This is a genomic window from Streptomyces aureus (assembly GCF_001418135.1).
GTDB classification, from domain to species: Bacteria; Actinomycetota; Actinomycetes; order Streptomycetales; family Streptomycetaceae; genus Streptomyces; species Streptomyces aureus_A.
The window spans coordinates 1-10914 of record NZ_LIPQ01000094.1; the positions used below are offsets into that span (position 1 = coordinate 1).

At 72.2% G+C, this 10914-nt stretch carries 10 protein-coding genes; 5 read left to right on the plus strand and 5 right to left on the minus strand.

Annotation, left to right across the window (positions count from 1 at the left end; translation table 11 throughout):
* Both AOK00_RS09610 and AOK00_RS09615 read right to left on the minus strand, forming a co-directional pair.
* On the minus strand, nt 1–422 hold a 422-nt coding region (locus AOK00_RS09610), incomplete at its 3' end, for an amidohydrolase family protein (RefSeq protein ID WP_159041720.1).
* A gap of 222 nt (nt 423–644) precedes the next feature.
* Nucleotides 645–1295 carry a TetR/AcrR family transcriptional regulator gene (locus tag AOK00_RS09615; RefSeq protein ID WP_055599890.1) on the minus strand — a complete coding sequence of 217 codons (651 nt, stop codon included), beginning with the start codon at nt 1293–1295 and terminating at the stop codon, nt 645–647.
* 69 nt (nt 1296–1364) lie between these two features.
* On the opposite strand from AOK00_RS09615, the gene AOK00_RS09620 reads away from it, so the two are divergent.
* Together AOK00_RS09620 and AOK00_RS09625 are read left to right on the plus strand one after the other, a co-directional pair.
* Nucleotides 1365–2819, plus strand: a complete 1455-nt coding sequence (locus tag AOK00_RS09620; protein ID WP_055599891.1) for a purine-cytosine permease family protein — start codon at nt 1365–1367, stop codon at nt 2817–2819.
* The gene (locus AOK00_RS09625) at nt 2816–3934 is read left to right on the plus strand and encodes a C45 family autoproteolytic acyltransferase/hydolase (protein WP_055599892.1); all 1119 of its coding nucleotides are present in this window, start codon (nt 2816–2818) and stop codon (nt 3932–3934) included. Before AOK00_RS09620 ends, AOK00_RS09625 begins: the two co-directional genes overlap by 4 nt.
* A gap of 45 nt (nt 3935–3979) precedes the next feature.
* Here AOK00_RS09625 and AOK00_RS09630 read toward each other — a convergent pair whose 3' ends face one another.
* From AOK00_RS09630 to AOK00_RS09640, 3 genes are all read right to left on the minus strand, one after another.
* Nucleotides 3980–4669 carry a gamma-glutamyl-gamma-aminobutyrate hydrolase family protein gene (locus AOK00_RS09630; RefSeq protein WP_055599893.1) on the minus strand — a complete coding sequence of 230 codons (690 nt, stop codon included), beginning with the start codon at nt 4667–4669 and terminating at the stop codon, nt 3980–3982.
* Nucleotides 4670–4749: 80 nt separating this feature from the next.
* Nucleotides 4750–6204 (minus strand): ethanolamine permease, encoded by a 1455-nt coding sequence (eat, locus tag AOK00_RS09635; RefSeq protein ID WP_055599894.1) that lies wholly within the window; start codon nt 6202–6204, stop codon nt 4750–4752.
* A gap of 117 nt (nt 6205–6321) precedes the next feature.
* A complete protein-coding gene (locus tag AOK00_RS09640) occupies nt 6322–7050 on the minus strand; it encodes a FadR/GntR family transcriptional regulator (protein WP_055599895.1) in 729 nt (242 codons plus the stop codon).
* 89 nt (nt 7051–7139) lie between these two features.
* Here AOK00_RS09640 and AOK00_RS09645 point away from each other — a divergent pair, with 89 nt between their 5' ends.
* From AOK00_RS09645 to AOK00_RS09655, 3 genes are read left to right on the plus strand one after another with little or no spacing between them, the layout of a single operon-like run.
* A complete protein-coding gene (locus AOK00_RS09645) occupies nt 7140–8543 on the plus strand; it encodes a glutamine synthetase family protein (RefSeq protein WP_055599896.1) in 1404 nt (467 codons plus the stop codon).
* Nucleotides 8544–8599: 56 nt separating this feature from the next.
* Nucleotides 8600–9955 carry an aldehyde dehydrogenase family protein gene (locus AOK00_RS09650; protein ID WP_055599897.1) on the plus strand — a complete coding sequence of 452 codons (1356 nt, stop codon included), beginning with the start codon at nt 8600–8602 and terminating at the stop codon, nt 9953–9955.
* 6 nt (nt 9956–9961) lie between these two features.
* Nucleotides 9962–10762 carry a 3-oxoacyl-ACP reductase gene (locus tag AOK00_RS09655; RefSeq protein ID WP_055599898.1) on the plus strand — a complete coding sequence of 267 codons (801 nt, stop codon included), beginning with the start codon at nt 9962–9964 and terminating at the stop codon, nt 10760–10762.
* Nucleotides 10763–10914: the final 152 nt, after the last annotated feature.

A 10914-nucleotide genomic window follows, 5' to 3' on the forward strand; every position in this document is an offset into this window, starting at 1 on the left:
AGGAACGCCGGGATCCCGTCGAGGACCGCGTCGAAGGGGGCGATGCCGACGGGGCCGTCGCCGAAGACGTTCGGGTCGAGGCCCCAGCCGAAGAGCCAGTCGCCCCGGCCGAGGTCGCGGACCTCGCGGGCGAGGGCCTCGCGCACGTCGTCGAGGTCCGCGCAGTACGACAGGTCGAGACCATGGGTGAGTTCGGCGCCGGACACCGGGTGCAGGTGCCCGTCGACGAGGCCGGGGGTGACGACGGCGCCCTTCAGGTCCACGACGGTGGTGGCGGGCCCGGCGAGCGCGCGGATCTCGCGGTCGTCGCCCAGGGCGGCGATCCGGCCGTCGTCGGAGACGGCGAGTGCGGTCTCGGGCAGGAACGCCCCCGTGCCGGGGTCGAGCAGACGGGCGGAGAGCAGGACGAGTCGGGTGCGCACGGGTGGCTCCAGGGCTTCCGGGAAGGGGACGGGTGCCGAGGCCCGCGAGTGGCCTCGGTTCAGGGGTCGGGTGCGGGGGCCCGCGAGTGGCCGAAAGGGTCGGTCGGGCCGGATCGCGGGTGGCCTCGGTGAGGTGGTCGGCCGGGTCGGCCCGCGGGTGGCGTCAATGAAGAGTCGGTCGGGCGGGCTCGCGGGGGTGGCTGGCCTCGGTGAAGGGACCGGTCAGGCGGGCTCGGCCGGTGGCGGTACGTCGGTCAGCGCGCCGTGCGGCAGTCCGAGTTCGCGTTCCGCCGTGGTCAGGGCCATCCGGGTCACGGCGTCAGGCCGGTCGGTCCGGTCGGAGTTGGCGTGGGCGCCGAGGCCGTCGAGCACCACCAGGATCTGGATGGCGGTGGCGCGCGGGTCGTCCGTGCGGAACTCGCCGCGTGCGACGCCCTCGCGGATGAGCTGCTCCAGGCGGTCGTCGGAGGCGAGTTCCTGTTCGGTGACCCGATCGCGCAGGACGGGCCGGTAGCGGCTGAGGTGCCGGGCGTTGATCCAGAGGCGGCTGATGTCGTCGTACGCCTCGCCCGCGGAGAGGGCGAAGTAGCGCGCGAGCCACTGCGTGGGGGTCCCGTGCGGGCGCTCCGCGGGCAGCAGCGCGTCGAGCTCGCCGGTGGCGGCCACGCTGAACGCCTCGCCCACCAGATCCTCCGCCGAGGGGAAGTAGTGGCTGATCAGACCGGGTCGTACGGCGAGCTCCTCGGCGATCCGCCGCAGGGTGACGCACTCGAGCCCCTCGGTCAGGGCCACGCGTGCGGCGGTCTCCACGATCTCCGCCCGCCGGGCTTCGGGTGTTTTCCGAACTCTCTTGCGCTGAACGCTTGACGACATAACCGCGATGCTATTGAGTGTGCGACCAATAAGCAACCAGGTGGGCACCACACGCATCCGGAGGGCCGCATGGCTTCCACGATCCCCGACCCGCTCCCAGGCCCTCAGGGCGCACAGGTCGCCTCGCAGGACACCGGTCGGCCGGGCCGCATCGAGGCGCACGGCATCGACCACATCCCCGAGTCCGAGCGCCACGGACACCCCCGCGATCTCTTCTCCGTGTGGGCGGCGGCCAACGTCAACTACCTCAGCCTGGTCATCGGCGGCGCCCTCGTCCTGATGGGCCTGAACCTCTGGCAGGCCGTCGCCGTGACGGTCGTGGGCAACCTGTTCTGGCTGTTCCCCGGCCTCCTCGCCACCTCGGGACCGGCCGCCGGCGCGCCCAGCGAGGTGATCACCCGGGCCGTCTACGGCGTCCTCGGCAACCGCGTGAACAACGCGGTCGGCGGCTGGCTGGTCTCCGTCTGCTACTTCGCGCTCAACCTGGCCGCCGCGGCCACCGCCGCCTTCGCGCTCGTCGAGAAGGCGGGCTTCACGGCCGACACCCCCGTCAAGGTGGCCGTCATCGTGGTCATCGCCGCGCTCACGCTGATCATCAGCGTCTACGGGCACGGCCTGATCATCAAGCTGTACCTGCCGATCACCCTGGTCCTCGCCGGGGCCTTCACCGTCGTCGCGTTCGCCGTCCTGCGGCACGCCGACTTCTCGTACGCCCCCGTGGAGCCGCTCGGCGGAGTCGAACTCTGGGCCCTGCTCCTGGCCGGCACCACGATGATCGCCTCGGGCCCGCTCTCGTACACCACGAGCGCCGACTTCTCCCGCTACCTGCCCCGCACCGCCTCGAAGAAGGCGATCATCGGCTGGAACGCGCTCGGCGCCTTCCTGCCCAGCGTCGTCGTCTGCTCGCTCGGCGCCTTCGCCGCCACCGCCGTCGACATGACCGACCCGCAGACCGCGCTCCAGGAGATCCTGCCCGGCTGGTTCGTCCCGGTCTTCCTGCTCGCCCTGGTCCTCGGCACCATCTCCATCAACGCCCTGACCGCGTACAGCGCCGGACTCGCGCTCCAGGCCGTCGGCCTCCGCGTCCGACGCTCCGTCAGTGTCCTCTTCGACGGGGCCGTCGCCGTCGCCCTCACCCTCTACGGGCTGCTCGTCTCCAACTTCCTCGACACCGTGAGCAACGCGCTCCAGGTGATCACCGTCCTGATCGGCCCCCTGACGGCGGTCTACGCCACCGACGTCCTGCTCCGCCGCTGCCGCTACGACGGCCTCGCGCTCTCGGACGAGACCCCCCGCAGCCCCTTCTGGTACACCGCCGGCGTCAACCCGGCCGGTGCCCTCGCGCTCGTCGCCGGCGTCACCGCGGCGGCCCTCTGCGTCAACACCCTCTACACGGGCCCGATCGCCGCCGCCCTCGACGGCGTCGACCTCTCCCTCCCCGTCGGCATGGTCGTCGCCGCCACCCTCTACGCCCTCCTGATGCGCAACGACCGCACCCTCCTCGCCGCCCGGGCGGAGGTGTGAGCGGCCCTCGCCGTACGACCCTCCGGATCACCGGGGACACACCCCGCCGACGCGGAGAGGACCGCGGCCGGCAGGCCCGCGCCGGCATCACGCGCGCGTGGCAGGTGTACGAGGAGCTCTTCGCGACCGTCGCCGGCGGAAACGCCCGGACGCTCGACGTACCGGCTCTCGCCCTCCGCACCGTCCGGGCGACCCGTGCCTGGGCGCCGGAGCTCGTCGCGGAGATGGAGGGGGTCGCCGAGGGCGCCGGAATGCCGTTCTGGACGATCGCCGCGCTCAACGCCCGCACCGAGATCCTTGCCGAGGCCGGCGCGCCCCGCGCGGGCGAGTGCTCCACCCTCGTCCGCGGCGGACCCGGGACCACCGGCGGCCAGTGCTGGGACTGGCACCGGGAACTCGCCGACGCCTGGCACCTCCAGACCGTGACCGGGGACGCCCAGGCCTTCGCCGGGATCACCGAGCACGGCATCCTCGCGAAGATCGGCGTCAACGAGGCCGGTGTGGGCGTGCTCTTCAACATCCTCGGCCACGCGGACGACGCCGCGACCGGCGTGCCCGTCCATCTGGTCGCCCGTCAGGTGCTCGGCACGGCCGGGTCGTTCGCCGAGGCGGTCGGCGTGCTGACCGGCGCCCCCGTCTCGGCCTCCACGGTCATCACCGTGGTGACCGCGGACCGGGCCGCGTCCGTGGAACTCGCCCCGGCCGGCTCGGCCGTGGTCGCCCCGGACGACCGGGGCTGGCTGGTGCGCACCAACCACTTCCTCGCCCCGGCCCTGGCCGCGGGAGAGTCGCGCGGCCGCCGGGAGCCGGAGACGTACGACCGCCACCGGCTGCTCGCGGAACGCGTGCTCACGCACGACGGCTGGCGCGGCACCGAGGCGTCCGGCGGCCCGGCGCTCGGCCCGGACGCGCTCGTCCGCCTGCTCACCGCCCATCGGGACGACGGTGCCGAGGTGTGCTGCCACGCCCCGGCCGAAGGACGCCTCGGCAGCCGGTGGGCGACCCTCGCCACCGTGGCCGTCGACCCGGCCGAGCGGTGCCTGAGGGTGCACGACGGAGGTCCCTGCTCGGCGGGACCGGAGACCTGGATGCCGCTCACCGCGCCCCGGCGCTGAGACGGGGCGCGCCCATCACCGGGAAACGGTGCCGCGCGGGGGCCTTCAGCCCCGGCGTGCTCCCGCCGCCTCGACCAGGCCCCGCATCACCCGCAGGTCCTCGCCCATCTCCGGATGCCACTGGACGCCCAGGACCCAGGCCGGGTCGGCCAGCTCGACGGCCTCGACCGTGCCGTCCTCCGCGTGGGCGGAGGCCGCGAGCCCCGCGCCCAGCCGGTCCACGGCCTGGTGGTGGTAGGTCGGGACCTCGGTGAGCTCGGGCACCAGGGAGGCGTACCGGCTTCCCGGCACCGGCTTCACCGCGTGCCTTCCGATCACCCCGACCGCCTCGACGTGCCCCTCCAGGTGCTGGATCAGGGTCCCGCCCCGGGCCACGTTCAGCAGCTGCATGCCCCGGCAGATGCCGAGCAGCGGGGTCCCCGAGGCGATGGCCGCGTCGATCAGGGCCAGCTCCCAGCCGTCCCGCTCCCGGGCCGGCGGGCCGGTACGGGAGTCGGGCTCGGCCCCGTACCGCACGGGTTCCACGTCCGCCCCGCCCGCGATCACCAGTCCGTCGAGCCGGGCCACGACCGCCGCGGCGGTCTCCGGCGCGTCCGGCGGCAGCATCACCGCGATCCCCCCGCTGCCCTGGACGAGCCGGGGGTACGGCGCGGGGAGCAGCGCGGCCCGCATGTCCCACACGCCCCAGCGGGCCTGGTCCAGATAGGTGGTCACGCCGATGAGCGGCTTGGACACGGAACGTCCTCCAGAGAGCGGTGTACGGGAGCGGGTGAAGGAGACGGGGGATGGGGGCGCGGGGGATCGGGCGCGGACCGTCAGTCGCGCGTGAGTTCGGCCTCGGCGGCCGCGAGCGCGGCGAACTCCTCCTCGGGCGCCCTGGCCACCAGATGGTGTCGACTGTAGAACGCGAAGTAGGCGAGGGCGATCGCGTACACCCCGAGTGCCATGAACGCCGCCGTCCGGTCGACCAGGAAGGTCGCGACGAGGGCCGACAGGGCCAGCACGAACGCCACCGACGAGGTGACGATTCCGCCGGGTGTGCGGTACGGCCGGTGCAGGCCCGGTTCGCGGCGCCGCAGCACGATGTGGGAGAGCGCCATCAGGGCGTACGAGATGGTGGCGCCGAACACGGCGATGTTCAGCATCCGGGCCCCGTCCCCGGTCCCGGCGGCCAGCGCGAACCCGATCGCGCCCGGGATGAGGAGTCCCAGGTACGGCGACTTGCGGCGGCTGGTGAGGGAGAGGAAGCGGGGCAGGTAGCCCGCCCGGGAGAGGGCGAACAGCTGGCGCGAGCCGGCGTAGATGAGGGAGAAGAAGGAGGCGACCAGTCCGGCGAGGCCCGCGTAGTTCACGAATCGGCTGAGGGCGGTCGGCTCCCCGTCACCCTGGAGCGCCACGACCAGCGGGTTTCCCGCCTCCTGGACGGCGGCCGCACCGCGCGCCCCGGTCGCGGCGAAGAAGGTCATGACGGCGAGCAGCACCAGGATGCCCATGGAGATCGCGAGCGCCTTCGGCATCGACCGCACCGGGTCCTTCGCCTCCTCGGCGGCGAGCGGCACGCCCTCGACGCCCAGGAAGAACCACATGCCGAAGGGGAACGCGGCCCAGATCCCGAGCAGGCCGAACGGCAGCCAGGAGTTCGAGCCGAAGGCCTCGCCGTCGACCGGGATGTCGTTCAGTCCGTCGACGTGGAAGTCGGTGAGGGCGCCGAGCGCGAAGACGACGAGCGCGGCGACCGCGACGGCCGTCACGATCAGGCTGAAGCGCAGGGCCTCGCCCACGCCCCACAGATGGATCCCGATGAAGAGCGCGAAGCAGACCAGGTAGACGGGCCAGCCGGACTCCAGGCCGAAGAGGCCGAGGGATTCGACGTAGTCGCCGATGAAGATGGAGATCGCGGCGGGCGCGAGGATGTATTCGATGAGGATCGCGGTGCCGGTGAGGAACCCGCCCCAGGTGCCGAGGGCCCGGCGGGCGAAGCCGTAACCGCCGCCCGCGGTGGGCAGGATGGCGGAGAGTTCGGCGAGGGCGAAGACCAGACAGGCGTACATCGCGCCCATCAGGACCGTGGCGATGGCGAGTCCGCCGAAGCCGCCCTTGGAGAGACCGATGTTCCAGCCGGAGAAGTCCCCGGAGACGACATAGGCGACGCCGAGCCCGGTGAGCAGCAGCCATCCGGCGCTGCCGCGGCGCAGTGCGCGGCGCTCCAGATAGTCGTCCTGCGGTGGGGTGGTGCCTCCGGAACTCCCGGTGGTTTCTTCGAGCGTCATGGCAGCGTCAGCTCCCCGCAACGGGCCCAATGGATTGGAGCCATACCTTTGCGGTGCCGGCGGGAGAGTGCAACCCCCGTGCGTTACTTTCGGGTTACGTACCCGGGGACGCCCGTCTCATGTCAAGAACCCCCGCAGCAGGGCCGCCGTCCCGGAGCAGTGCTCCCGCATCACCTCGCGGGCCGCGTCCGCGTCCCCGTCCAGGACCGCCTCCACCAGGGCGGTGTGCTGGTGCTGGGAGTGCTCCAGGTTGCGTACGAGCAGCGGGATGCAGTCCAGCAGATCGTTCACGGTCGCCCGGACGGCTGCGTACTGCGCGGTGAGCGACGGCGAGCCGGAGAGCTCGGCCAGGGTGAGGTGGAGCAGGGTGTCCTGGCGGCGGTAATCGGCCAGCGGGGCGTCATGGGTCGCCGCCACGGCCGTCCGCAGCCGCTCGGCGCCCGCCGCGTCGAGACCGTGGGCCGCGCAGAGCCCGGCGGCCCCGACCTCCAGGACCTCCCGGAAGCGCAGGGTGTCCTCCATGTCGACCGTGGCGATCCGGCGGCGCAGCTCGGCCTCGTCGGCGGTCTGGACGCGGGGGAGCACGAACGTTCCGCCGTATCGGCCGCGCCGGCTCTCCACGAGGCCCTGCTCCTGGAGGACCTTGAGGACCTCGCGCAGGGTGACCCGGCTGATCCCCATCCGGTCGGCCAGCTCCCGCTCGGCGGGCAGCCGCTCCCCGTCGGGCACGAGTCCGAGCCGTACCACCTGGAGGATCTGCTCCAGGGCCTCCTCGAAGCCGTTGCCCGCCCGGACCGGCCGCAGCACGGGCGTCAGCCGGTCCGCCGATTCACTCGTGATGGCCACGTTGTCGATTCCCTCTCGTCAGCACTTCCCAAGCAATGGTCTTCCGCAATACCTTATGGCTTCCGGCAGGCCGAAGGAGGAGCAATCCCGTGGCAGACCGCAAACCCCCGCTCACCGTCGAGGAGCTCCGTGCCCTCGTCGCGAGCGGCGAGATCGACACCGTCGTCCTGGCCTTCCCCGACATGCAGGGGCGGCTCCAGGGCAAGCGGTTCGCCGCCCCGTTCTTCCTGGACGAGGTACTCGGCCACGGCACCGAGGGGTGCAACTACCTCCTGGCCGTCGACACCGAGATGAACACCGTCGACGGCTTCGAGATGTCCTCCTGGGACCGCGGCTACGGCGACTTCGCGATGCACCCCGACCTCACCACCCTTCGCCGACTCCCCTGGAACGAGGCCACCGCCATGGTGACGGCGGACCTCGCGTGGGGCGACGGCACCCCCGTCGTCGCGGCGCCCCGCCAGATCCTCCGCCGCCAGCTGGAGCGTCTCGCGGAGCACGGCTTCACCGCCCACGTCGGCACCGAGCTCGAGTTCATCGTCTTCAGGGACAGCTACGAGCAGGCCTGGGACGCGAACTACCGCGGCCTCACCCCCGCCAACCAGTACAACATCGACTACTCCGTCCTCGGCACCGGACGCGTCGAACCGCTCCTGCGCCGCATCCGCAACGAGATGACCGGCGCCGGACTCACCGTCGAGTCCGCCAAGGGCGAGTGCAACCCCGGCCAGCACGAGATCGCCTTCAAGTACGACGAGGCCCTCGTCACCTGCGACGGACACTCCGTCTACAAGACGGGCGCCAAGGAGATCGCCGCCCAGGAGGGCTACTCGCTCACCTTCATGGCGAAGTACAACGAGCGCGAGGGAAACTCCTGCCACATCCACCTCTCCCTTCAGGACGCCGAAGGGACGAACGTGATGGCAGGGGACGACGCGGCGGGATCCCCCCTGCCAGAGCGGAGCCGAGGGCTCGGGGGAAGCATGTCCGCGACCATGCGGCACTTCCTCGCCGGACAGCTCGCCGCCCTCCGTGACTTCTCCCTTCTCTACGCCCCCAACATCAACTCCTACAAGCGGTTCCAGCCCGGCTCCTTCGCGCCCACCGCCGTCGCCTGGGGCCACGACAACCGCACCTGCGCGCTCCGGGTCGTCGGCCACGGCCGCTCCACCCGCTTCGAGAACCGCCTCCCGGGCGGCGACGTCAATCCGTACCTGGCCGTCGCGGGCATGGTCGCCGCCGGTCTGTACGGCATCGAGCAGCAGCTCGAACTCCCGGAGCCCTGCACCGGGAACGCGTACACCGCCGAGTACGCGCACGTGCCCACCACCCTGCGTGAGGCCGCCGAACTCTGGGAGAACAGCGAGATCGCCAAGGCCGCCTTCGGGGACGAGGTCGTCGCCCACTACCGCAACACGGCCCGCGTCGAACTCGACGCCTTCGACGCGGCCGTGACGGACTGGGAGCTGCGCCGCTCCTTCGAACGCCACTGACGCGAACGCCACCGACGCGCGAACCCCTCTGACACGACACCGCCGAGAGGAACGAGTTGCTCCAGGTACTGAACCCGGCGACGGAGGAGACGGTCGCCACCGTCCCCGCAGCCACCCCGGCCGACGTGGACGCCGCCGTCGCACGGGCCGCCGCCGCCCAGCGCGGCTGGGCCGCCGCCGCGCCCGCCGACCGCGCCCGGCTGCTCCGCCGCTTCGCCGCCGTGGTCGACGACCACGTCGAGGAACTGGCCCGCCTCGAAGTCACCGAGGCGGGCCACACCATCGGCAACGCCCGCTGGGAGGCCGGAAACGTCCGGGACCTGCTCGACTTCTCCGCCGGGGGAGCGGAGCGCCTCAACGGGCGCCAGATCCCGGTGGCCGGCGGCCTGGACATCACGATCCTCGAACCGCTCGGGGTCGTCGGCGTCATCGCCCCCTGGAACTTCCCCATGCCGATCGCCGCCTGGGCGGCCGCACCCGCCCTCGCCGCCGGCAACGCCGTCCTCCTCAAGCCCGCCGAGACCACCCCGCTCACCGCGCTCCGGCTCGCCGAACTCGCCCTGGAGGCGGGCCTGCCCGAAGGCCTCTTCCAGGTCCTCCCCGGCACCGGCCCGGTCGCGGGCAACGCCCTCGTCGAACACCCCGGCGTCGCCAAGATCGTCTTCACCGGCTCCACCAGGATCGGCAAGTCGATCATGGCGAAGTGCGCCGACCAGGTGAAGCGGGTCACCCTCGAACTCGGCGGCAAGAGCCCCAACATCGTGTTCGCCGACGCGGACCTCGAAGCCGCCGCCGCGGCCGCGCCCATGTCCTTCCTCGACAACAGCGGCCAGGACTGCTGCGCCCGTACGCGCATCCTCGTCCAGCGGAGCGCGTACGACCGCTTCATGGAGCTGCTCACCCCCGCGATCGAGGAGATCGTCGTCGGCGACCCCGCCGACGAGCGCACCCAGATGGGCCCGCTCATCTCCCGCGCCCAACTCGACCGGGTCCGCTCCTACGTGCCGGACGACCTCCCCGGAATCCGCGGCAAGGCGCCCGAGGGCCCCGGCTTCTGGTTCCCGCCGACCGTCCTCACCGGCGTCACCGAGGACGCCCCCTGCGCCGTCGAGGAGGTCTTCGGGCCCGTGGCCGTCGTCCTCCCCTTCGAGGACGAGGCCGACGCGATCCGCCTCGCCAACGCCACCGAGTACGGCCTGTCCGGCTCGATCTGGACCCGGGACGTAGGCCGCGCCCTGCGCGCATCGCGCGCCGTCCGGGCCGGCAACCTCTCCGTCAACTCCCACTCCAGCGTCCGCTACTGGACCCCGTTCGGCGGCTACCAGCAGTCCGGCCTCGGCCGCGAACTCGGCCCCGACGCACTGACCGCCTTCACCGAAACCAAGAACGTCTTCATCAGCACGGAGGCCTGAGCAGACATGACCAGCACCAGCACCAGCACCGAAGAGATCGTCTGCCGCCGGCTCGTCGGCCGCACCGCCGTCATCACCGGAGCCGGCAGCGGCATCGGCCTCGCCACCGCCCGCCGGCTCGCCTCCGAGGGCGCCAACGTCGTCTGCGGCGACATCGACGAGGCCGCCGGCAAGGCCGCCGCCGAGGAGGTCGGCGGAACCTTCGTCAAGGTCGACGTCACCGACCCCGAGCAGGTCGAGGCGCTGTTCAAGACCGCCTTCGACACCTACGGCTCCGTCGACATCGCCTTCAACAACGCCGGCATCTCGCCGCCCGACGACGACTCCATCCTGGAGACCGGCCTCGATGCCTGGAAGCGCGTCCAGGACGTCAACCTCACCTCGGTCTACCTGTGCTGCAAGGCCGCCCTGCCGTACATGCGCCGCCAGGGCAAGGGCTCCATCATCAACACGGCCTCCTTCGTCGCGATCATGGGCGCGGCCACCAGCCAGATCTCGTACACCGCCTCCAAGGGCGGCGTGCTCGCGATGTCCCGCGAGCTGGGCGTGCAGTTCGCCCGCGAGGGCATCCGCGTCAACGCCCTGTGCCCCGGGCCGGTGAACACCCCGCTCCTCCAGGAGCTGTTCGCCAAGGACCCCGAGCGGGCCGCGCGCCGCCTGGTCCACATCCCGGTCGGCCGCTTCGCCGAGGCCGAGGAGATCGCGGCCGCGGTCGCCTTCCTCGCGAGCGACGACTCGTCCTTCGTCAACGCCAGCGACTTCCTGGTCGACGGAGGCATCGCGGGCGCGTACGTGACGCCCCTCTAGACCGCCGCCACACCCCCACACCCCCACATCCCCACCCGGCAGCCGGGCGTCGCAAGGCGCCCGGCTGCTTGGTGTCCAGACAGCCCAAACAGCCCAGACAGCCCAGACAGTCCCGCAGCGCGGACAGTCCCGACAGGAGCGTGATCATGAAC

What these genes read in the sequence shown, in the direction of transcription:
- AOK00_RS09615 (WP_055599890.1), bottom strand. Translation starts at nt 1,295, where the DNA reads ATGTCGTCAAGCGTTCAGCGCAAGAGAGTTCGGAAAACACCCGAAGCC.
- AOK00_RS09620 (WP_055599891.1), top strand. Translation starts at nt 1,365, where the DNA reads ATGGCTTCCACGATCCCCGACCCGCTCCCAGGCCCTCAGGGCGCACAG.
- eat (WP_055599894.1), bottom strand. Translation starts at nt 6,204, where the DNA reads ATGACGCTCGAAGAAACCACCGGGAGTTCCGGAGGCACCACCCCACCG.
- AOK00_RS09655 (WP_055599898.1), top strand. Translation starts at nt 9,962, where the DNA reads ATGACCAGCACCAGCACCAGCACCGAAGAGATCGTCTGCCGCCGGCTC.